The sequence below is a fragment of the Streptococcus sp. 343_SSPC genome (assembly GCF_001072385.1).
Classification (GTDB): Bacteria; Bacillota; Bacilli; order Lactobacillales; family Streptococcaceae; genus Streptococcus.
The window spans coordinates 25,124-44,150 of record NZ_JVKU01000017.1 but is presented as its reverse complement, the minus strand read 5'-3'; the positions used below and the strand labels follow the sequence as shown (position 1 = coordinate 44,150).

The following is a 19,027-nucleotide window of genomic DNA, read 5'->3' as shown; positions in this document are numbered from 1 at the left end:
CTCTCATTAAAATAATTGTTTGTCTTAAACTCATTCTGTCACTGACAGATTTATTGTTTTTTTCATTGTTCAGTACTATAACCTTAGTTATAGCGCCCTGCACATTGGTTCGTCTTGTTCAGTTTTCAAAGGTCTTTGTCGCTCTCGCGCGACAACTATATTAGTATATCACGACCATGAAAACTTGTCAATATCTTTTTTCTATTTTTTTAAATTTTTTGTTGTTTTTTTAATTTGAAAAAAGGAAATGCTGTTAAATCAGCACTTCCCAAGTTCTTTTATGATTTCTTCGAGATAAACCTCTTCTCGGTTTCCTCGATCCATCAATCCTCTTTTTGAGATTTTTAACAGATCTAGTGAATATTGTTTAATTTTCACTAATTCACTTTCAGTTAACTGTTTTTTCGAATATTGCCTTCTTAATTCTTTCGGATTATCTTTATTAAAATCAAAAATGATATTTTGAGCTAAATACTCGTCTAATTCTTTGATATTGTGATGCAATCCAACATGAAATGCAATTGGTGCAAATGTTTTATTTAATGGTTGCGTACAAACACTTCTATATTCGATGGTTCCTCTTGTTGTTAAATCTTGAAAATGGTAGCTTCTATGATTCTTCAGGTCCTCTTCCTGCGGTTTTATTTCTTGTCTAGTTCCATCTAAGCGATAGGCTACTATTTTTTCTTTTGCGAGATAATCTTCTACTCTAATAGGTTCGAAATATAAGATTTCTTTCTCACGATAAACATAAAACAAGGCAGTCTTCGCTAAATATTCTAGAAAGTCATGTTCATTTATAAACGCCTTAGGATTTACACCAACATTTTCCTTATAAAAGCCATGCATGGAATCTTCCCAGAAAATATCTCTTGAGATCTTCGTATCCCAGTCTTCTCCATCGAAAATGGAATTAGCAAACAGATATGCTTTTGCTGGCTCCACCTTATTCATCGCATTAATTATTTCCAAGTAATTCGTTCTTGAAACATCCAATTGTACTTGATTGCCGCAAATAAAGGTTCCATAGTCTGGATAATGATGGAATCGATGGTTAGGTTCTTGTCCAGACAGTTGTAAGAATTGAATCAGCATTTTATAACGATCAATTTTTACAGGTTGATTATCATTTATTCTCCAATAAGGATGGATGCCTTTTCCTTCTATTTGATGCTTTCTCTCTCTTAAGAATGGTTGAATGATTCCTAAATAGTGTTGAAACCGGCTTTCGACTTCTTGGATGGTTTTAGTCTTTTCAAAAGCAAATTCAATGGTATTGTAAGATAACTCAAATACAATTTGATCTTTGTTTATTTTATGCTGTAACTGGACTGGGTTCCCATCTTCATCTTCTTTAATCGCAATAAACTCTTCAACTTCTTGCAGATACCTAAAAAGAGCCTTTGTAACCAGTACATCCGTTTTATTCCCCATTGTATTTACGATTGGAAATTCGAGTTCAACCCCAATGAACTGCTCTGGATTATCTTTTAGCGAGGCGAAGTAACGCTTTGCCAATAATTGCTGGGCGAGTGCTTGTAATTTTTCTTTTACTGTCATAACTCTTCTATTATACCAAAAAACGCCTGCTTACGAAATTGTTTTAAATTAAAGCAATTTCGTAAACAAGCGTCTACCATTTACCTCAATATGATGAGTGTTACCGCTAGGATAAATCCTAGCGGCAGACCAGAGCTAGACTAAGAAGAACCATCCAGTTCTTCCAACATCATAACACTCAACAAAATTGATGATTTTATACTAATTCGATAATTGCCATTGGCGCAGCATCCCCACGGCGTGGTTCAGTTTTAAGGATACGAGTATATCCACCATTGCGCTCAGCATAACGTGGTGCAAGTTCAGAGAACAATTTTTGAAGTGCAGTTGTTTCTGAATATTTACCAGTTTCTTCATCAAAGTTTTGTGATGCAACTTCGTTACGTACGTAAGCAGCTGCTTGACGACGTGCATGCAAGTCACCACGTTTACCTAAAGTAATCATTTTTTCAACTGATTTACGGATTTCTTTTGCACGTGCTTCAGTTGTTACGATTGCTTCATTGATGATAAGATCTGTTGTCAAATCACGAAGCATTGCTTTACGTTGTGAGCTAGTGCGTCCTAGTTTACGGTAAGCCATGTATTCCTCCTCTATTTATCGTTTTTTAGCCCAAGGCCTAAATCGGCAAGCTTAACTTTAACTTCTTCGAGACTCTTACGTCCAAGGTTACGAACCTTCATCATTTCTGGTTCAGATTTTTCTGTCAAATCATACACAGTATTGATACCGGCACGTTTCAAACAGTTATATGAACGAACAGAAAGATCCAATTCTTCGATGGTACGTTCTAGTACTCGATCATCTGATGCTGTATCTACTTCCTTCATAACATCTGTCGCAATCGCGATTTCTGTTAAGTTCGTAAAGAGGTTAAGGTGTTCTGTCAAAATACGAGCAGATAAACCTAAAGCATCTTCTGGAATAATTGTTCCATTTGTTAAGATTTCAAGGGTTAGTTTGTCAAAACCATCGTTGCTACCAACGCGAGCTGGTTCAACTTGGTAATTAACTTTTGTCACTGGCGTATAGATTGAATCTACAGCAAGTGTACCTACTGGTGCATCATCTTTCTTATTCTGATCAGCTGGAACATAACCACGACCGCTGTTTACAGTCAAAGTTGCTTTGAAGCTTGATCCTTCACCGATTGTAAAAAGATAATGATCAGGGTTTACAATTTCAATATCACTATCTGTAAGAATATCTCCAGCAGTTACTTCTGCAGGACCTTCTACATCAAGTTCAATAATCTTTTCGTCTTGGACGTAAGATTTTACAGCGATCCCTTTAACGTTAAGAATGATTTGCATAACGTCTTCACGGACACCTGGAACTGTATCAAATTCGTGCAATACACCTTCAATGTTAATTGAAGTAACAGCAGCACCTGGAAGTGAAGCTAATAATACGCGACGAAGAGAGTTCCCTAGTGTTGTACCATAACCACGTTCAAGTGGTTCTACTACAAATACACCGTAATCTTTATTTTCATCAATTTTTGTTATATTTGGTTTTTCAAACTCAATCATTTGCTATACTCCCTCTGAAACGAAAAGCTGTGTAATTGTTGATGATTATACACGGCGACGTTTTGGAGGACGAGCACCATTGTGTGGCACAGGAGTCACATCGCGGATTGCAGTAACTTCAAGACCAGCAGCAGCAAGAGCACGAATAGCAGACTCACGACCAGAACCAGGACCTTTAACAGTAACTTCTACTGATTTAAGACCATGTTCTTGAGCTGATTTTGCAGCAGCTTCTGAAGCCATTTGTGCAGCAAATGGTGTAGATTTACGAGAACCTTTGAAACCAAGAGCACCTGCAGATGACCATGCAATTGCGTTACCATGCACATCAGTAATCATAACAATTGTGTTATTAAATGTTGCGTGAATATGAGCAATACCTGATTCGATATTCTTTTTCACACGACGTTTACGTGTTGGTTTAGCCAAGATTTTTACCTCCTTATTTTATTTTCTTATTTTTTCTTACCAGCAATCGCAACAGCTTTACCTTTACGAGTGCGAGCATTGTTTTTAGTGTTTTGTCCACGAACAGGAAGTCCACGACGGTGACGGATACCACGGTATGAACCGATTTCCATCAAACGTTTAATGTTCAAGTTCACTTCACGACGAAGGTCACCTTCTACTTTAATTGCGTCAACTTCACGACGGATAGCATCTTCTTGATCTGGTGTAAGGTCGCGAACACGAATATCTTCAGAAACGCCTGCAGCAGCAAGAATTTTCTTAGATGTTGGAAGTCCGATACCATATACATAAGTCAATGAAATTACTACACGTTTGTCATTTGGAATGTCAACTCCAGCAATACGAGCCATGTTTTCTCCTTTCTATCTTATCCTTGACGTTGTTTGTGTTTTGGATTTGCTGGGCAAATTACCATAACACGACCATTACGACGAATTACTTTACAGTATTCGCAAATTGGTTTGACCGATGGTCTTACTTTCATTTTTATCCCTCCAAGTTTTTCGATTATTTAAAGCGGTATGTGATACGTCCACGTGTCAAATCGTACGGACTCATCTCCACTGTAACACGATCTCCCGCTAAAATACGAATATAGTTTTTACGAATTTTACCAGAAACTGTTGCTAAAATCTGATGTCCATTTTCAAGTTCAACCGTAAACATAGCATTCGGCATCGTATCGACTACTTTGCCTTCTACTTCAATCACATCGTCTTTTGCCACGCAAAAGTACCTCCATAAATTTCGATTCATTCCTCTGAGCACAGAGGTAACAATTATAAGTCAGACTAATTCATTGTATCACTTGTTGTCAATTATTGCAAGTGACTAAAACGTTTTTATTTCAAATTCTCCAAGACTTTTTGGATATCTTTAAAGACGTCGTTAATGTCTTGATTTCCTTCGATATCATGGACTAACCCTTTTGCACGATAATGAGCAAGAATTGGCTCACCTTGAGCAATGTTCACATCCAAGCGACGTTTAACCGTTTCTGGTTTATCGTCCTCACGTTGGTAGTAGTCTTCTTCCTTGTAATCAGCTGGTGGATTGAATACCTTATGGTAGGTTTCACCTGTTTCACGGTGAATAATACGTCCACTCAAGCGTTCAAGAAGGCAAGATGGATCTACTTCGATATTGATCACTCCCTCAAGTTCAAGACCAAGGTCGACCAAGATTTGATCCAAAGCATGTGCTTGTTCAATCGTACGAGGGAAACCATCTAAGAGGAATCCTTTTTCCTTAATATCGTCTTGAGCCAAACGTTCTTTTACAATCCCGTTTGTCACATCATCCGGCACCAATTCACCTTTATCGATGAATGATTTTGCCAACACACCCATTTCGGTTTGATTGGCCATTGCAGCACGGAACATATCCCCAGTTGAGATATGTGCAACTTGAAATTGTTCGACAATCTTAGCCGCTTGTGTCCCCTTACCTGCTCCAGGCAATCCCATGATTAATAGATTCATAATCATTTGCTCCTTATTTTGTTTTTAAATAAGTCTGTTACGATCTAACAAACTTATTTAAAAACAAAATAGAAGGTTGACAATGTCAACCTAATTCTATTCTGTTGTATCCATGAAACCAATGTATTTGCGTTTCAATAAGTAACCTTCTAATTGTTTCATTCCTTCAATACCAGTTGAGATGATGATCAAGAGACTAGTTCCTCCGAGAGCAACTGTATCTGTTAAACCAAAGACATCCCGGGCAAGAATTGGAATAATGGTGATGAATCCAAGGAAGAGAGAACCAACCGTAGCCAACCGTCTAAGAAGACGTGACATGTAGTCTTCTGTTCCCTTACCAGGACGTACACCTGGAATGTAGGCACCACTCTTTTGTAGATTTTCCGCAGTTTTTTCTGGGTTAATCTGTACAAATGTGTAGAAGAAAGTAAACAAAATGATTAGCAAAGCATACATTGCTACACCTGTTGGTGTATTGGTTGCTAACATAGATTGTGCTGTTCGAACCCATCCAGCATTGTAACCCATGGCACTAATGACCTGGAAAATTGCTGCCGGCGCAGCTGTGATCGAACTAGCAAAGATGACAGGAATAACTCCAGCTGGATTAACCTTCAATGGAAGATATGAACTAGATGGTGCTCCTTGTGCAATCTTTGTGTATTGAATTGGAATTTTATACTGTGCTTGTTCCACAAAGGTTGTGAAGTAGATAATCACTAAAATCGCTAAGATTAACACACCTACGAAAATTAGTGAATTGTTCAATTGTCCAGGACGGACGTTAACAAATGAATCTTCATAAACACCTTTGATCATTTCTGGGATGGAAGAAACAATCCCTGCAAAGATGATCATAGAAACACCGTTTCCGTATCCTTTGTCTGAAATCTGTTCTCCCAACCAGGTCACAATCATCGAACCTGTCGTTAAAATTGCACCAATTAAGATGTAGGTTTCAACGTTCGGTGTCGATACTAATTTAGCTTGTGACAAAGTATGGAAAGTAGCTGTAATTCCAATGGATTGAACGAAAGCTAGAACCAAGGCAATATAGCGTGTTGCCTGATTTAACTTTCTCCGCCCAACTTCTCCTTGTTTCCCCCACTCAACAAACTTTGGAAGCAAATCCATTTGAAGGAGCTGAACTACGATGGAAGCCGTGATGTAAGGACTCACCCCGAGGGCGAAGACAGAGAAGTTTCTCATGGCATTCCCTGACACCAAGCTCATCATATTCAAGAAGGAAACATCTTGTAAGTTGTTAAGGATCTTCGCATTCACACCAGGAACCGTAATCGTGGTCCCAATTCGGAAGACAAGTATGATAAAAATAGTAAATAAAATTTTTGATCGTACTTGTTTAACCTTAAATGCATCTTTTAATAATTTAAAGAACATAGGTCACCCCTCTTAGATGACTTCTACTGAACCACCTTTAGCAGTGATAGCTTCTTCAGCTGATTTAGAGAATTTAGCTGCCTTAACAGACAATTTCTTAGTCAATTCTCCGTTACCAAGAATTTTAATTCCTGATTTTTCAGCTTTTACAATACCTGCTTCAACAAGTACAACTGGTGTTACTTCAGCACCATCTTCGAAGACGTTCAACTGATCAAGGTTTACAATCGCATATTCTTTAGCGTTGATGTTTGTAAATCCACGTTTTGGAAGACGACGGAACAATGGAGTTTGTCCACCTTCAAAACCAAGACGTACACCGCCACCGCTACGAGCTTTTTGACCTTTTTGACCACGGCCAGAAGTTTTACCATTACCAGATGAAGTACCACGACCAACACGGTTGCGGACTTTACGTGAACCTGCAGCAGGTTGTAATTCATGAAGTTTCATTATTATTTTCTCCTCTTTTGTAAATTGCTAACGCATGTAATCAGGAAAAGGTGTCCCGACTACAAACTCGCCTATACTTATATTTAGTTTTAGGGGATGAGAAATTTCTCATACCCCTGAAAACCTTGTTCTATTTCAAAATAGATTATTTTACTTCTTCAACTGTTACCAAGTGAGATACTGCAGTAATCATACCACGTACTGCTGGGTTATCTTCTTTAATAACAGAGCTGTTCAATTTGCCAAGTCCAAGTGCTACAACAGTTTTACGTTGTGACGGGATGCGTCCGATTGGAGACTTAGTCAAAGTAATTTTAATTTGAGCCATTTGAATCTCCTTTCTTAAGCCAAGTCAGAAACTGAAATACCACGAAGGGCAGCAACTTCTTCAGCGCGTTTCAATTGAGCTAAACCTTCCACTGTTGCACGAACAATGTTGATTGGAGTGTTTGATCCAAGTGATTTAGATGTTACATCTGCAATACCTGCCAATTCAACAACGGCACGAACTGCACCACCTGCAGCAACCCCAGCCCCTTCGATAGCTGGTTTCAACAATACACGAGCTCCACCAAACACTGATGTTACTTCGTGAGGAATTGTTGTTCCAACCATAGGAACTTCAATCAAGTTTTTCTTAGCATCTTCTACTGCTTTACGGATTGCTTCTGGTACTTCTTGAGCTTTACCTGTACCAAAACCAACACGTCCGTTACGGTCACCAACAACTACAAGAGCTGCAAAGCGAAGACGACGTCCACCTTTAACAACTTTTGTAACACGGTTGATGGCAACTACGCGTTCTTCAAGTTCAACTGCATTGTCTTTAAATGCCATTTTCTAGTGTCCTCCTATTAGAATTTCAATCCGTTTTCACGAGCTGCATCAGCCAAAGCTTTAACACGTCCGTGATATAGATATCCACCGCGGTCGAACACCACTTCAGAAATACCTTTAGCAACTGCACGTTCAGCAACAAGTTTGCCGACAACAACGGCTTGTTCAGTTTTAGTTCCTTTTGAAACTTCTTTGTCAAGAGTTGAAGCGCTTGCGAGCGTTACACCCGCTACGTCATCAATTACTTGAGCGTAGATGCCTGTATTAGAACGGAATACGTTCAAACGTGGGCGATCAGCAGTTCCAGAGAGTTTTCCGCGAACGCGACGGTGGCGTTTTTGACGGATTTTATTTTTATCTGGTTTCGAAATCACAATTTTCACCTCTTAATTTTAAAATCATGTGCTAAGCACTGAGTTGGTAAGATGAAGATTGGTTGAAAAACAACCAAACTACATTATTTACCTGTTTTACCTTCTTTACGGCGAACGAATTCACCAACATAACGGATCCCTTTACCTTTGTAAGGTTCTGGTGAACGAAGGCTACGTACGTAAGCAGCTGTTTGACCAACTACTTCTTTTGAAATTCCGCTGATAACGATAGTCGTTGGGTTTGGAAGTTCAAAAGTAATTCCTTCTGGAGCTTCAACTTCGTCTGGATGAGATTTACCTACAGCCAAGACAAGTTTGTTTCCTTGAAGTTGTGCACGGTAACCAACCCCGCGCATTTCAAGTTCTTTCTTGAATCCTTCTGAAACACCAATTACCATGTTGTTCAAAAGGGCACGAGTAGTTCCGTGGATAGTTTTCATTTCTTTTGAATCGTTTGGACGGTGAAGAGTTACTTCAGTACCTTCCACACGGATTTCAATATCTTTTGAGAACTCACGAGTAAGTTCTCCTTTAGGTCCTTTTACAGTTACAACGTTGTCATTGTTAGTGAGTTCAACACCAGCAGGCAACACGATAACTTTATTACCAATACGTGACATGTTTTTATTCTCCTGTTAAATTGTCAGGCCTTTGAAGGCCAGTTTTCACGGGGTTTAAATCATTTTGATTTAAAAGTTAATGTTTAGGTCTTAATTTCTAGGTGAATCGAGGCATTGTCTCGCAGACATAACTTTGTGTTAGGCAAGAGACAATAACGAAGAGCCACAACGAAATTAGGAGCTAAATATTACCAAACGTAAGCGATAACTTCTCCACCAACATTCTTTTGGCGTGCTTCTTTATCAGTAAGCAAACCTTCAGAAGTTGAAAGGATAGCAATTCCAAGTCCATTAAGAACTTTTGGAAGATCTTCACGTTTTTTGTAAACACGCAAACCTGGTTTAGAAACACGTTTCAAGTTTGTGATAACTTTTTCACCGTTTGCTCCGTATTTCAAGAACACGCGGATGATACCTTGTTTGTCATCTTCGATTACTTCAACGTTTTTTACAAAACCTTCGCGTTTAAGGATTTCAGCAATCCCTTTTTTGATGTTTGATGCAGGTACTTCAAGTACTTCGTGTTTTGCTTGGTTAGCGTTACGAATACGAGTTAGGAAGTCTGCGATGGGGTCAGTCATAACCATTTTATATTTCTCCTCTTACTAGTAGTTTGAATGTTTCACTTGCTAGTTAATACATGATACAAAGAGCGTAACAGCACGAGCAAAAATAGGCAATTTAGTGTAGGAGCTCTGCTCAGAAATAAATTGGTCTTTTTTGCCAAAGCTGTAGCTCGTGTTCAAATTGGCAAGCCCAACTGAACCCGGGCTTAACTCTGTGTGAAAAAGATAAACTTTCCTAGAAACTAAAGTTTCTTCGTCAAGTTTCCTATTTTCACTTGGAGTTTTAACGCCCTTGATATCTTAAATTACCAAGATGCTTTAGTGACACCAGGGATTTGTCCTTTGTATGCCAATTCACGGAAGCAAACACGGCAAAGTTTAAACTTGCGGTAAACTGAGTGTGGACGTCCACAACGTTCACAGCGAGTGTATGCTTGAGTAGAGAACTTCGCTGGGCGTTTGTTCTTAGCAATCATAGATTTTTTAGCCATTAGTTTTACCTCCTATATTATTTTGCAAACGGCATACCAAGGCCAGTAAGCAATGCACGTGATTCTTCGTCTGTGTTCGCAGTAGTTACGATTACGATATCCAAACCACGAGTTTTATCAACATCATCAAAGTTGATTTCTGGGAAGATCAATTGTTCTTTCACACCAAGTGTGTAGTTTCCGCGTCCGTCAAATGATTTTGTTGGAACACCATGGAAGTCACGAACACGTGGAAGTGAAACTGAAACCAATTTGTCCAAGAATTCGTACATACGTTCGCCACGAAGAGTTACTTTCGCACCGATCGCTACACCTTCACGAAGACGGAAGCCGGCGATTGATTTTTTAGCTTTTGTGATAAGTGGTTTTTGACCTGAGATCAATGCCAATTCTTCAGCAGCTTTCTCAAGGTTTTTAGCGTTAGAAACAGCATCTCCAACACCCATGTTCAAAACGATCTTATCAACTTTTGGCACTGCCATAACTGATGAGTAGTTAAATTGTTCAGTCAAAGCTGGAACTACTTCATTAAGGTATTTTTCTTTTAAACGATTAGCCATTATACTTCTCCTTTCCTTCGTGATTAGTCAAGCACTTCGCCTGATTTTTTGTTATAACGAACTTTTTTGCCGTCTACGAATTTGTAGCCAACTCGTCCAGCAACACCGTTCTTGTCCAAGACTTGAACGTTTGATACATGGATTGGAGCTTCTTTTTCGATGATAGCACCTTGAGGGTTTTCGTTATTTGGACGTTGGTGTTTTTTAACAAGGTTTACACCTTCAACAACAACTTTATTTACTTTTGGAAGAGCAGCAACGACTTTAGCTTCAACACCTTTGTCTTTACCAGCAATTACACGAACTTTGTCGCCAGTTTTTACAAACATTTTATTCTCCTTTTATTCTTACGCCCGATGGGCACCCTGGCCAATGAGCCAGGGGACTGTGTTTGTGATTTTTAAAATTAAAGTACTTCTGGAGCAAGTGATACGATCTTCATGAAACCACCGTCACGCAATTCACGAGCGACTGGGCCAAAGATACGAGTTCCGCGAGGAGTTTTGTCTTCACGGATGATCACTGCAGCATTTTCGTCGAATTTGATGTATGAACCATCTTTACGACGAGCACCTGATTTAGTACGAACGATAACAGCTTTTACAACGTCACCTTTTTTAACCGCACCACCAGGAGTAGCTTGTTTTACAGATGCCACAATAACATCACCGATGTTTGCAAATTTACGTCCTGAACCACCAAGAACTTTGATAGTCAAGATTTCGCGAGCACCGCTGTTGTCTGCGACTTTCAAACGAGTTTCTGTTTGAATCATTTCAGTTTTCTCCTTTCAGGTTTGATTAGATGATAACCGCTTCTTCAACAACTTCTACAAGACGGAAGCGTTTTGTAGCTGAAAGCGGACGAGTTTCCATGATACGAACGATATCGCCTTCTTTGGCAACGTTGTTTTCATCATGTGCTTTGTATTTTTTAGAATAGTTGATACGTTTACCATAGACTGGGTGGTTACGTTTAGTTTCAACTACAACTGTGATTGTTTTGTCCATTTTGTCAGACACAACGCGTCCAACAAGAACTTTACGATTATTGCGTTCCATTGAAATTCTCCTTCCCTAGTCTATTATTTAGCTTCTGATTGAACAGTTTTGATACGAGCGATTTGTTTTTTCACTTCTTTCAAACGTCCAGTTTGCTCCAATTGACCTGCAGCAGCTTGGAAACGAAGCTCAAACAATTCTTTTTTCAATTCATTTTCACGCTTCGCGAGTTCTTCTTGAGAAAGACCACGAAGTTCTTTAACAAATTCTTTTACTTCTGTAAGTTTCATGACCTCTCCTTATTTTGCTTCACGTTTTACGAATTTACATTTAACTGGTAATTTGTGGCTTGCAAGACGAAGCGCTTCGCGAGCGATCTCTTCAGATACACCAGCAACTTCAAACATTACTTTACCACGTTTAACTGGTGCTACCCAACCTTCAGGTGCCCCTTTACCAGATCCCATACGTACCCCGATAGCTTTAGCGGTGTATGATTTGTGTGGGAAGATCTTGATCCAAACCTTACCACCACGTTTCATGTAACGAGTCATGGCAATACGAGCAGCTTCGATTTGGCGGTTAGTGATCCAGTGGCTAGTTGTAGCCTGAAGACCGTATTCACCGAATGATACTTCTTTTCCACCTTTTGCTTCACCGCGCATTTTACCACGGAATTCGCGACGGTGTTTTACACGTTTAGGTACTAACATTGGTTATTTACCTCCTTTAGCGTCTTTACGAGCTGGAAGAACTTCACCACGGTAGATCCATACTTTAACACCAAGTTTACCGTAAGTTGTATCTGCTTCTTCCCAAGCGTAATCGATGTCTGCGCGAAGTGTGTGGAGTGGAACTGTACCTTCAGAGTATCCTTCAGCACGGGCGATATCTGCACCGTTCAAACGACCTGATACTTGAGTTTTGATTCCTTTAGCTCCAGCACGCATAGTACGTTGAATCGCTTGTTTTTGAGCACGACGGAAAGCCACACGTTGCTCCAATTGACGAGCAATTCCTTCACCAACAAGGTGAGCATCCAAGTCAGGACGTTTGATCTCGATGATGTTGATGTGAACTTGTTTACCTGTCAATTTATTAAGAGCTGCACGAAGTGCATCGACGTTTGCTCCACCTTTACCGATAACCATACCTGGTTTAGCAGTGTGAAGTGAAACGTTAACTTTGTTTACTGCGCGTTCGATTTCGATAGTAGAAACCGCTGCGTCAGCTAATTCTTTTTGAATAAATTTGCGGATTGCAAGATCTTCATGAAGGTAATCCGCGTATTCTTTTTCAGCATACCATTTGGCATCCCAATCACGGATGATGCCGACACGCATTCCAATTGGATGTACTTTTTGACCCACGATGTTACCTCCTTATTTTTCTGTCACAACCACTGTGATGTGGCTTGTGCGTTTGTTGATTGGTGAAGCTGAACCTTTCGCACGTGGACGGAAACGTTTCATCGTTGGTCCTTCGTTTGCGAATGCTTCAGATACTACCAAGTTTGCTTTTTCCAAACCAAAGTTGTTTTCAGCGTTTGCTACTGCTGAGTTCAACACTTTCAAGATGATTTCAGCTGCTTTGTTTGGAGTGAATTTCAAGATTGCTACTGCATCGGCTACGCTTTTACCACGGATGTTGTCAAGAACAAGACGTGATTTACGAGGTGAAACACGCACTGTACGAGCCATTGCTTTAGCTGAAGTAATTTCTGCCATTTATGTTCTCCTTATTTTCTACGTGTCTTCTTGTCATCTGCAGCGTGACCTTTGTAAGTACGAGTTGGTGCAAATTCACCAAGCTTGTGACCTACCATGTCTTCTTGGATGTAAACAGGTACGTGTTTACGTCCATCATAAACTGCGATAGTGTAACCAATGAAACTTGGGAAGATCGTTGAACGACGTGACCAAGTTTTGATAACTTTTTTCTTTTCGTCGTTAGCTTGAGCTTCAACTTTTTTCATCAAATGCTCATCGACGAAAGGTCCTTTTTTAAGACTGCGTCCCATTTTATTATTTTCTCCTTTAAATATAGTACCACAGCGGCTTGCGCTCACAAGGAGCGCTACCGAGCTGGCGGATCATCTAGCGCTTAAGCGACTAGTTCTAAATTATTTCTCGTTGCGACGACGAACGATAAGTTTGTCTGATTTCGCTTTCTTGTTACGAGTTTTAAGACCAAGAGCAGGTTTGCCCCATGGAGTAGATGGCGCTTTACGACCAACTGGTGCTTTACCTTCACCACCACCGTGTGGGTGATCATTCGGGTTCATTACAGAACCACGAACTGTTGGACGGATACCTTTCCAACGGCTACGACCAGCTTTACCAAGGTTTACAAGCCCATGTTGTTCGTTTCCGACAACACCAACTGTAGCACGACAAGTACCAAGGATCATACGAACTTCGCCTGATTGAAGACGAACAAGAACATATTTACCTTCAGAACCCAATACTTGAGCAGAAGCTCCAGCAGCACGTACCAATTCTCCACCACGACCTGGTTTCAATTCGATGTTGTGGATCAAAGTACCAACCGGGATGTTAGCAAGTGGAAGAGCGTTTCCGACTTTGATATCTGCTTCTGGACCTGAAACGATACGTTGACCAACTTCAAGGCCTTTTGGAGCGATGATGTATGCTTTCACACCATCAGTGTAGTGTACCAAAGCGATGTTTGCAGAACGGTTTGGATCGTACTCAATTGTTTTTACAACGGCTTCAACGTTATCTTTGTTACGTTTGAAGTCAATCAAACGGTAATGACGTTTGTGTCCACCACCTTGGTGACGAACTGTGATACGTCCGTTGTTGTTACGACCTGCTTTGCTCTTCAATGAAACGAGCAAAGATTTCTCTGGTGTGCTTGTTGTGATTTCAGCGAAATCCAAAGAAGTCATATTACGGCGACCGTTTGTTGTTGGTTTATAAACACGAATTCCCACGATATTTCCTCCTTAGATTATTCAGCTTCAGTAGCGAACAACTCGATTGCTTTTGAATCAGCTGTAAGCGTGATGATAGCTTTTTTAGTTTTTGAAGTAAAACCAGTGTAACGTCCAACACGTTTAGCTTTTGGTTTTACGTTTACAGTGTTCACATTCGCAACTTTTACACCTTCAAAGGCAGCTTCAACAGCTTGTTTGATCAAAAGTTTGTGAGCGCGAGTGTCAACTTCGAATACATATTTGCCTGCTTCAAGTTGAGCCATTGACTTTTCAGTGATAACAGGTTTTTTGATAACATCATACAAATTCATTATGCAAGAACCTCCTCGATTTTAGAGATAGCTGCTTGAGTAACAAGAAGTTTGTCACTATTTGCGATGTCAAGAACACTTGCAGTTGTAGCAGTCGCAACTTTCACGTTTGGAAGGTTACGAGCTGAAAGAGCTGCGAATTCGTTTCCTTCTTCAAGAATAACAAGGACTTTAGAATCGATGCTCAAAGCTGCAAGAACTTTTGCAAATTCAGCAGTTTTTGGAGCTGTAAATTCAAGAGAATCAACGGCTACAAATTTGTTTTCAGCAACTTTTTCTGAGTAAACAGATTTAAGTGCAAGGCGACGAACTTTTTGAGGAAGTTTGTACGCATAGCTACGTGGAGTTGGTCCGAAGACGATTCCACCACCACGCCATTGTGGAGAGCGGATAGAACCTTGACGAGCACGTCCAGTTCCTTTTTGACGCCATGGTTTGCGTCCGCCACCTGAAACAGCTGAGCGGTTTTTAACTGCGTGAGTTCCTTGACGAAGGCTAGCACGTTGGCTGATGATCACATCAAATACAACTGCTTGGTTTGGTTCGATACCAAAGATCGCATCGTTAAGAACAACTTCGCCCGCTTGTTTACCAGTTTGGTCGAATAATGTTACATTTGCCATTTTGACTGTATTCCCCTTTCCTTATTATTTACCAGCTTTAACTGCTGACTTGATAGTGATAAGAGATTTCTTAGCACCTGGTACGTTACCTTTGATAAGGATAACGTTCTTTTCTGGAACAACTTGTACAACTTCAAGGTTTTGAATAGTTACACGATCGCCACCCATGCGTCCTGCAAGGTTTTTACCTTTGAATACGCGGTTAGGTGCAACAGGTCCCATAGAACCTGGACGACGGTGGTAACGAGAACCGTGAGCCATAGGTCCACGTGATTGTCCGTGGCGTTTGATAACACCTTGGAAACCTTTACCTTTAGAAGTACCAGTTACATCAACAATGTCTCCAGCTTCGAAAGTATCAACTGTGATTTCAGCACCAACTTCCAAGCCTTCAACGTTTTTGAATTCACGAATGAAGCGCTTAGGAGCCGTGTTAGCTTTTGCTACATGTCCTTTAGCAGGTTTGTTGCTCAATACTTCGCGTTTGTCATCGAAACCAACTTGGATAGCGTTGTAACCATCTGTTTCAACAGTTTTCACTTGAAGAACAACGTTTGGAGTTGCTTCGATAACTGTTACAGGGATCAATTCGCCGGCTTCAGTGAAGATTTGAGTCATTCCCACTTTTTTCCCTAAGATTCCTTTTGTCATGAGAAAATAGTTCCTTTTCTATAGTTTTTTATTCAAAAAGTTTTTAACGAGCGTTTTTTATGCTCAAGGTATCAAGCTTTAGATTAAAGTTTGATTTCTACGTTTACACCACTTGGAAGATCCAATTTCATCAAAGCGTCAACTGTTTTTTGAGTTGGGTTGATGATATCGATCAAACGTTTGTGTGTACGCATTTCGAATTGTTCGCGAGAATCTTTATATTTGTGAGTCGCACGAATGATTGTGTAGAGGCTACGCTCAGTTGGAAGTGGGATTGGACCCGCAACTTGTGCACCTGTACGAGTAGCTGATTCTACGATTTTTGCAGCCGCTGTGTCAAGTGTACGGTGTTCGTACGCTTTCAAACGGATGCGGATTTTTTTGTTTGCCATCTTTTTCTCCTTTTCGTCTATTTAAGATAATAGGCTAGCTCCACAAGAAAACCGACGCGCGTTGCGTGGCAATGCAACCGAGCGTGTCGCAACCTCTTGCATCAAAGCTAATAGCTGTTTTTCACAGCACCATAGTAGTTTAACACAATGAAAGCCCCAATGCAAGGAATTTGATCAGATTTTTTTCGTTTTTTTGATGAAAGTGTTTTCGAAAAATATAGATTACTAAAAAAGTTGCTATTATATAGAAAAAGGGAGCGAGACAGAACAAATTTATTTCCAAATTTGTTCTGTCTCGCCCCCGCACAGTTGATTGGAATCTTTGGAGCTTAACAAGCTCCAAAGATTCCAATCAACCACTGCGTCTAGCAGTTATTTCTATTATTCTAAGATGGCTGTAGTCTTTTTTCTTCCTATTTAGCTTTTCCTAAAAATTCCGGCCTGACTTGTTATAGCCATATTTTTCAACAAAATGCTCACGGAATTCTAAAAGATTGTCATCCATGATGGCTTGACGGACCTGCTTCATGAGGTTGATCAAGAAATACAAGTTGTGGTAGCTGGTCAAGCGAATACCGAAGGTCTCATCTGCCTTGAGGAGATGGCGAAGATAAGCACGGGTGTAATTCTTACAAGTGTAGCAATCACACTCGTGGTCTAGAGGTGTAAAGTCTTCTGCAAATTGCGCATTTTTCACTACCAAACGTCCTTGACTAGTCATACAGGTGCCATTTCGCGCAATCCGCGTCGGCAAGACACAGTCAAACATGTCCACTCCACGAATAACGCCATCGATCAGACTGTCTGGTGCTCCTACTCCCATGAGATAGCGAGGCTTGTTCTCTGGTAAGAGCGGAGTTGTGAAATCCAGCACGGCATTCATCTCTTCATGGCTTTCTCCAACAGCTAACCCACCGATAGAATAGCCTGGGAAGTCCATGCTAACGAGATCACGCGCAGACTGACGGCGCAAGTCTTCAAATCCAGCCCCTTGAACAATCCCGAAAAGACCTTGATCATGAGGGCGACGATGAGCCTTCAGGCCACGTTCTGCCCAACGACTGGTCCGTTCGATTGATTTCTTCACATAATCATAGGGTTGATAGAACTGAGGACATTCGTCAAAGGACATCATGATGTCGCTCCCTAGATTATTTTGGATCGAGATGGCCTTTTCTGGGGAGAGGAACATCTTCGAACCATTGAGATGGTTTTTAAAGGTTACCCCTTCTTCGGTGATATTTCGGGTATCCGCTAGTGAATAGACCTGGAAGCCTCCACTATCTGTCAAAATGGGCTGGTCCCAGTTCATGAACTGGTGCAGTCCTCCTGCTTTTGCGACTAGATCATCCCCCGGACGAAGCCAGAGATGGTAGGTGTTGGCCAAAATAATTCCGGACCCCATTTCCTTGAGTTCTTCTGGCGATTGGGTCTTAACGGTTGCCTGAGTCCCTACAGGCATAAACATTGGAGTTGGGAAGGTCCCGTGGGGGGTGATAATTTCTCCCAGACGAGCTCCTGTATGCTTTTCTTTTTTGATTAATCGATATTGAATCGGTGAATCTGTCATGGTTACCTCCGTACTGGGAAAAACAGTCCCAGCCTTCTTATTCCTGTCACAGGATCTCCTGTGAGCACCTGTACGATTGTACCAAATTTTACCAGCTCTGTCACGGACTTGTGTTATAATAAAAGGTACTACTACCATGAAAGAGGACATTATGAATATCAAATTGGTTCGTGCTCAAGCTCGTCAGCTGCAATTGCAACATCCCAAAGTCTTCTCCTACTTTGCCTTGCCAACTTTCCTGACAATCCTTGCAAGTTACATGTTGACAGGGACAGACATCACTGAAACACTTGCTCACATGGAACTTAGAGAAGGGATGCTCTTTCTTCTAAGTCGGCAGATTTTTCCTGCGATTGTTGGTTTTATCCTGTCTTTTCTCTATTTAGGGGCAACTTTTCGCTTTTTGATTTCTGCCTCTAGCAAGGGAGAAAAGAACTTTGGTATCTTCACCATCTTTCAGAGCCAGTATTTTACACCTGCGTTTTTGACGCTATTCATTAAGCAAGTGATCCTGTCTTTGTGGGGGAGTCTCCTCTATGTGAGTCAACTCCTCTTAACGGTGGTCAGCTATCACGTTCTCGCTATCAATGAATCCTCCTCCACTACGTCTACCCTTAGAGCGGATACTCCAGAAGTTCAAGCAATTCTCAAGTTAGCTCCAACGATGACGACCGGCCTCTTAATGGCGCTGGTTGGGCTCCTGCTCTTCCTCCCTTTTTATTACCAGTATAGTTTGGTCGAATTGATCCTATGTAGTCGACTGATGACGGGAACCTATGATGGGCCTATGTCTATCCTCCGCCAAAGTAAGGAAGAGATGAAAGACTTTAAGAGCCACCGCCTTGTTCTTGATTTGAGCCTGCTCGGTTGGCAAATTCTATCTTTTTTCACTTTAGGAATGGCGAATTTTTATGTCAAACCTTATGCAACTAGTTGCCAAATCATCTTCTACCATACCCTCCTTCAAAAACGGATGCAGGCGGACAGTCGCTTCCAGCAAAAGGCGCCGGATCTACCAAAGTCTAATCCACTTGATTAACAAAGAAAACAAGAAAACCCACCTTCGATTGGAACCATTCTCCAAAGTACTAGGTGGGTTCTTTTTTCTCTGTTAGGGAAATCCGTCTGTATTTATTTCATCTCTCGTATCAGTTTAATCACTGAATGAAA

Annotated in this window: 32 protein-coding genes; 1 reads left to right on the top strand and 31 read right to left on the bottom strand. The window is 40.7% G+C overall.

The features are described from left to right. Window positions 1-258: 258 nt before the first annotated feature. The 31 genes from ADH27_RS05395 to tgt form a co-directional block, all read right to left on the bottom strand. Window positions 259-1,560: a gamma-glutamylcysteine synthetase gene (locus tag ADH27_RS05395; RefSeq protein ID WP_048716293.1), complete on the bottom strand. Its 1,302-nt coding sequence runs from the start codon at window positions 1,558-1,560 to the stop codon at window positions 259-261. Window positions 1,561-1,756: 196 nt separating this feature from the next. Next, window positions 1,757-2,143, bottom strand: coding sequence for a 50S ribosomal protein L17 (gene rplQ / locus ADH27_RS05390; RefSeq protein ID WP_006595176.1), 387 nt, complete (start codon window positions 2,141-2,143; stop codon window positions 1,757-1,759). A gap of 11 nt (window positions 2,144-2,154) precedes the next feature. Next, entirely contained in the window at window positions 2,155-3,093 is a 939-nt protein-coding gene (locus tag ADH27_RS05385; RefSeq protein WP_006595177.1) for a DNA-directed RNA polymerase subunit alpha, read from the bottom strand. A gap of 45 nt (window positions 3,094-3,138) precedes the next feature. Further along, window positions 3,139-3,522, bottom strand: a complete 384-nt coding sequence (rpsK, locus tag ADH27_RS05380) for a 30S ribosomal protein S11 (protein ID WP_001118385.1) — start codon at window positions 3,520-3,522, stop codon at window positions 3,139-3,141. 26 nt (window positions 3,523-3,548) lie between these two features. After that, the gene (rpsM, locus tag ADH27_RS05375) at window positions 3,549-3,914 is read right to left on the bottom strand and encodes a 30S ribosomal protein S13 (protein WP_003009631.1); all 366 of its coding nucleotides are present in this window, start codon (window positions 3,912-3,914) and stop codon (window positions 3,549-3,551) included. A 17-nt stretch (window positions 3,915-3,931) separates the two neighbouring features. Beyond that, window positions 3,932-4,048, bottom strand: a complete 117-nt coding sequence (gene rpmJ / locus ADH27_RS09880) for a 50S ribosomal protein L36 (protein ID WP_001808836.1) — start codon at window positions 4,046-4,048, stop codon at window positions 3,932-3,934. Window positions 4,049-4,071: 23 nt separating this feature from the next. Further along, window positions 4,072-4,290, bottom strand: coding sequence for a translation initiation factor IF-1 (gene infA, locus ADH27_RS05370; RefSeq protein ID WP_001029883.1), 219 nt, complete (start codon window positions 4,288-4,290; stop codon window positions 4,072-4,074). Window positions 4,291-4,406: 116 nt separating this feature from the next. Then, window positions 4,407-5,045: an adenylate kinase gene (locus ADH27_RS05365; protein WP_006597039.1), complete on the bottom strand. Its 639-nt coding sequence runs from the start codon at window positions 5,043-5,045 to the stop codon at window positions 4,407-4,409. Window positions 5,046-5,141: 96 nt separating this feature from the next. After that, the gene (gene secY, locus ADH27_RS05360) at window positions 5,142-6,449 is read right to left on the bottom strand and encodes a preprotein translocase subunit SecY (RefSeq protein WP_006595180.1); all 1,308 of its coding nucleotides are present in this window, start codon (window positions 6,447-6,449) and stop codon (window positions 5,142-5,144) included. Between the two features lie 12 nt (window positions 6,450-6,461). Further along, entirely contained in the window at window positions 6,462-6,902 is a 441-nt protein-coding gene (rplO, locus tag ADH27_RS05355) for a 50S ribosomal protein L15 (protein ID WP_006595181.1), read from the bottom strand. 145 nt (window positions 6,903-7,047) lie between these two features. Next, window positions 7,048-7,230 carry a 50S ribosomal protein L30 gene (gene rpmD, locus ADH27_RS05350; RefSeq protein ID WP_002894509.1) on the bottom strand — a complete coding sequence of 61 codons (183 nt, stop codon included), beginning with the start codon at window positions 7,228-7,230 and terminating at the stop codon, window positions 7,048-7,050. 14 nt (window positions 7,231-7,244) lie between these two features. Then, window positions 7,245-7,739, bottom strand: a complete 495-nt coding sequence (gene rpsE, locus ADH27_RS05345) for a 30S ribosomal protein S5 (RefSeq protein WP_006595182.1) — start codon at window positions 7,737-7,739, stop codon at window positions 7,245-7,247. A gap of 17 nt (window positions 7,740-7,756) precedes the next feature. Further along, the gene (gene rplR, locus ADH27_RS05340; RefSeq protein ID WP_003010871.1) at window positions 7,757-8,113 is read right to left on the bottom strand and encodes a 50S ribosomal protein L18; all 357 of its coding nucleotides are present in this window, start codon (window positions 8,111-8,113) and stop codon (window positions 7,757-7,759) included. Window positions 8,114-8,196: 83 nt separating this feature from the next. After that, window positions 8,197-8,733: a 50S ribosomal protein L6 gene (gene rplF, locus ADH27_RS05335; protein ID WP_048716291.1), complete on the bottom strand. Its 537-nt coding sequence runs from the start codon at window positions 8,731-8,733 to the stop codon at window positions 8,197-8,199. Between the two features lie 188 nt (window positions 8,734-8,921). Further along, window positions 8,922-9,320: a 30S ribosomal protein S8 gene (gene rpsH, locus ADH27_RS05330; RefSeq protein ID WP_006595183.1), complete on the bottom strand. Its 399-nt coding sequence runs from the start codon at window positions 9,318-9,320 to the stop codon at window positions 8,922-8,924. 284 nt (window positions 9,321-9,604) lie between these two features. Further along, window positions 9,605-9,790, bottom strand: a complete 186-nt coding sequence (locus tag ADH27_RS05325; protein WP_001085699.1) for a type Z 30S ribosomal protein S14 — start codon at window positions 9,788-9,790, stop codon at window positions 9,605-9,607. 17 nt (window positions 9,791-9,807) lie between these two features. Next, window positions 9,808-10,350, bottom strand: a complete 543-nt coding sequence (rplE, locus tag ADH27_RS05320; RefSeq protein WP_006595184.1) for a 50S ribosomal protein L5 — start codon at window positions 10,348-10,350, stop codon at window positions 9,808-9,810. Between the two features lie 23 nt (window positions 10,351-10,373). Further along, window positions 10,374-10,679 (bottom strand): 50S ribosomal protein L24, encoded by a 306-nt coding sequence (rplX, locus tag ADH27_RS05315; RefSeq protein WP_006595185.1) that lies wholly within the window; start codon window positions 10,677-10,679, stop codon window positions 10,374-10,376. Between the two features lie 77 nt (window positions 10,680-10,756). Then, on the bottom strand, window positions 10,757-11,125 hold the full coding sequence (rplN, locus tag ADH27_RS05310) for a 50S ribosomal protein L14 (RefSeq protein WP_002894494.1): 369 nt from the start codon (window positions 11,123-11,125) through the stop codon (window positions 10,757-10,759). Between the two features lie 25 nt (window positions 11,126-11,150). After that, window positions 11,151-11,411 (bottom strand): 30S ribosomal protein S17, encoded by a 261-nt coding sequence (rpsQ, locus tag ADH27_RS05305; RefSeq protein ID WP_000440801.1) that lies wholly within the window; start codon window positions 11,409-11,411, stop codon window positions 11,151-11,153. 23 nt (window positions 11,412-11,434) lie between these two features. After that, a complete protein-coding gene (gene rpmC, locus ADH27_RS05300) occupies window positions 11,435-11,641 on the bottom strand; it encodes a 50S ribosomal protein L29 (protein ID WP_003002350.1) in 207 nt (68 codons plus the stop codon). Between the two features lie 9 nt (window positions 11,642-11,650). After that, window positions 11,651-12,064, bottom strand: a complete 414-nt coding sequence (rplP, locus tag ADH27_RS05295; RefSeq protein ID WP_023024998.1) for a 50S ribosomal protein L16 — start codon at window positions 12,062-12,064, stop codon at window positions 11,651-11,653. A 3-nt stretch (window positions 12,065-12,067) separates the two neighbouring features. Next, window positions 12,068-12,721: a 30S ribosomal protein S3 gene (gene rpsC, locus ADH27_RS05290; protein WP_006595187.1), complete on the bottom strand. Its 654-nt coding sequence runs from the start codon at window positions 12,719-12,721 to the stop codon at window positions 12,068-12,070. 12 nt (window positions 12,722-12,733) lie between these two features. Next, window positions 12,734-13,078 (bottom strand): 50S ribosomal protein L22, encoded by a 345-nt coding sequence (gene rplV, locus ADH27_RS05285; RefSeq protein WP_006595188.1) that lies wholly within the window; start codon window positions 13,076-13,078, stop codon window positions 12,734-12,736. Between the two features lie 11 nt (window positions 13,079-13,089). Next, complete coding sequence (gene rpsS, locus ADH27_RS05280) at window positions 13,090-13,371, bottom strand: 30S ribosomal protein S19 (protein ID WP_000533766.1); 282 nt, start codon at window positions 13,369-13,371, stop codon at window positions 13,090-13,092. A 102-nt stretch (window positions 13,372-13,473) separates the two neighbouring features. Then, entirely contained in the window at window positions 13,474-14,307 is an 834-nt protein-coding gene (gene rplB / locus ADH27_RS05275) for a 50S ribosomal protein L2 (RefSeq protein ID WP_006595189.1), read from the bottom strand. A gap of 17 nt (window positions 14,308-14,324) precedes the next feature. Next, window positions 14,325-14,621, bottom strand: coding sequence for a 50S ribosomal protein L23 (locus tag ADH27_RS05270; RefSeq protein ID WP_006595190.1), 297 nt, complete (start codon window positions 14,619-14,621; stop codon window positions 14,325-14,327). Beyond that, window positions 14,621-15,244 (bottom strand): 50S ribosomal protein L4, encoded by a 624-nt coding sequence (rplD, locus tag ADH27_RS05265; RefSeq protein ID WP_003009591.1) that lies wholly within the window; start codon window positions 15,242-15,244, stop codon window positions 14,621-14,623. Before rplD ends, ADH27_RS05270 begins: the two co-directional genes overlap by 1 nt. Before the next feature lie 24 nt (window positions 15,245-15,268). After that, window positions 15,269-15,895, bottom strand: coding sequence for a 50S ribosomal protein L3 (rplC, locus tag ADH27_RS05260; RefSeq protein WP_003010846.1), 627 nt, complete (start codon window positions 15,893-15,895; stop codon window positions 15,269-15,271). 83 nt (window positions 15,896-15,978) lie between these two features. Continuing rightward, the gene (gene rpsJ, locus ADH27_RS05255) at window positions 15,979-16,287 is read right to left on the bottom strand and encodes a 30S ribosomal protein S10 (protein ID WP_003009585.1); all 309 of its coding nucleotides are present in this window, start codon (window positions 16,285-16,287) and stop codon (window positions 15,979-15,981) included. Between the two features lie 427 nt (window positions 16,288-16,714). Beyond that, window positions 16,715-17,857 (bottom strand): tRNA guanosine(34) transglycosylase Tgt, encoded by a 1,143-nt coding sequence (gene tgt, locus ADH27_RS05250; RefSeq protein ID WP_023024993.1) that lies wholly within the window; start codon window positions 17,855-17,857, stop codon window positions 16,715-16,717. A 151-nt stretch (window positions 17,858-18,008) separates the two neighbouring features. On the opposite strand from tgt, the gene ADH27_RS05245 reads away from it, so the two are divergent. After that, window positions 18,009-18,896 (top strand): DUF975 family protein, encoded by an 888-nt coding sequence (locus ADH27_RS05245; RefSeq protein ID WP_239681773.1) that lies wholly within the window; start codon window positions 18,009-18,011, stop codon window positions 18,894-18,896. Window positions 18,897-19,027 lie beyond the last annotated feature (131 nt).

What these genes read in the sequence shown, in the direction of transcription:
- rplN (WP_002894494.1), bottom strand. Translation starts at nt 11,125, where the DNA reads ATGATTCAAACAGAAACTCGTTTGAAAGTCGCAGACAACAGCGGTGCT.
- rpsE (WP_006595182.1), bottom strand. Translation starts at nt 7,739, where the DNA reads ATGGCATTTAAAGACAATGCAGTTGAACTTGAAGAACGCGTAGTTGCC.
- rplE (WP_006595184.1), bottom strand. Translation starts at nt 10,350, where the DNA reads ATGGCTAATCGTTTAAAAGAAAAATACCTTAATGAAGTAGTTCCAGCT.
- rpsM (WP_003009631.1), bottom strand. Translation starts at nt 3,914, where the DNA reads ATGGCTCGTATTGCTGGAGTTGACATTCCAAATGACAAACGTGTAGTA.
- rpmD (WP_002894509.1), bottom strand. Translation starts at nt 7,230, where the DNA reads ATGGCTCAAATTAAAATTACTTTGACTAAGTCTCCAATCGGACGCATC.
- ADH27_RS05325 (WP_001085699.1), bottom strand. Translation starts at nt 9,790, where the DNA reads ATGGCTAAAAAATCTATGATTGCTAAGAACAAACGCCCAGCGAAGTTC.
- tgt (WP_023024993.1), bottom strand. Translation starts at nt 17,857, where the DNA reads ATGACAGATTCACCGATTCAATATCGATTAATCAAAAAAGAAAAGCAT.
- secY (WP_006595180.1), bottom strand. Translation starts at nt 6,449, where the DNA reads ATGTTCTTTAAATTATTAAAAGATGCATTTAAGGTTAAACAAGTACGA.
- ADH27_RS05270 (WP_006595190.1), bottom strand. Translation starts at nt 14,621, where the DNA reads ATGAATTTGTATGATGTTATCAAAAAACCTGTTATCACTGAAAAGTCA.
- rplF (WP_048716291.1), bottom strand. Translation starts at nt 8,733, where the DNA reads ATGTCACGTATTGGTAATAAAGTTATCGTGTTGCCTGCTGGTGTTGAA.
- ADH27_RS05365 (WP_006597039.1), bottom strand. Translation starts at nt 5,045, where the DNA reads ATGAATCTATTAATCATGGGATTGCCTGGAGCAGGTAAGGGGACACAA.
- rpsQ (WP_000440801.1), bottom strand. Translation starts at nt 11,411, where the DNA reads ATGGAACGCAATAATCGTAAAGTTCTTGTTGGACGCGTTGTGTCTGAC.
- rplV (WP_006595188.1), bottom strand. Translation starts at nt 13,078, where the DNA reads ATGGCAGAAATTACTTCAGCTAAAGCAATGGCTCGTACAGTGCGTGTT.
- rplQ (WP_006595176.1), bottom strand. Translation starts at nt 2,143, where the DNA reads ATGGCTTACCGTAAACTAGGACGCACTAGCTCACAACGTAAAGCAATG.
- ADH27_RS05395 (WP_048716293.1), bottom strand. Translation starts at nt 1,560, where the DNA reads ATGACAGTAAAAGAAAAATTACAAGCACTCGCCCAGCAATTATTGGCA.
- ADH27_RS05385 (WP_006595177.1), bottom strand. Translation starts at nt 3,093, where the DNA reads ATGATTGAGTTTGAAAAACCAAATATAACAAAAATTGATGAAAATAAA.
- rpmJ (WP_001808836.1), bottom strand. Translation starts at nt 4,048, where the DNA reads ATGAAAGTAAGACCATCGGTCAAACCAATTTGCGAATACTGTAAAGTA.
- ADH27_RS05245 (WP_239681773.1), top strand. Translation starts at nt 18,009, where the DNA reads ATGAATATCAAATTGGTTCGTGCTCAAGCTCGTCAGCTGCAATTGCAA.
- rplX (WP_006595185.1), bottom strand. Translation starts at nt 10,679, where the DNA reads ATGTTTGTAAAAACTGGCGACAAAGTTCGTGTAATTGCTGGTAAAGAC.
- rplP (WP_023024998.1), bottom strand. Translation starts at nt 12,064, where the DNA reads ATGTTAGTACCTAAACGTGTAAAACACCGTCGCGAATTCCGTGGTAAA.
- rplD (WP_003009591.1), bottom strand. Translation starts at nt 15,244, where the DNA reads ATGGCAAATGTAACATTATTCGACCAAACTGGTAAACAAGCGGGCGAA.
- rplO (WP_006595181.1), bottom strand. Translation starts at nt 6,902, where the DNA reads ATGAAACTTCATGAATTACAACCTGCTGCAGGTTCACGTAAAGTCCGC.
- rpsH (WP_006595183.1), bottom strand. Translation starts at nt 9,320, where the DNA reads ATGGTTATGACTGACCCCATCGCAGACTTCCTAACTCGTATTCGTAAC.
- rpmC (WP_003002350.1), bottom strand. Translation starts at nt 11,641, where the DNA reads ATGAAACTTACAGAAGTAAAAGAATTTGTTAAAGAACTTCGTGGTCTT.
- rpsS (WP_000533766.1), bottom strand. Translation starts at nt 13,371, where the DNA reads ATGGGACGCAGTCTTAAAAAAGGACCTTTCGTCGATGAGCATTTGATG.
- rpsJ (WP_003009585.1), bottom strand. Translation starts at nt 16,287, where the DNA reads ATGGCAAACAAAAAAATCCGCATCCGTTTGAAAGCGTACGAACACCGT.
- rplC (WP_003010846.1), bottom strand. Translation starts at nt 15,895, where the DNA reads ATGACAAAAGGAATCTTAGGGAAAAAAGTGGGAATGACTCAAATCTTC.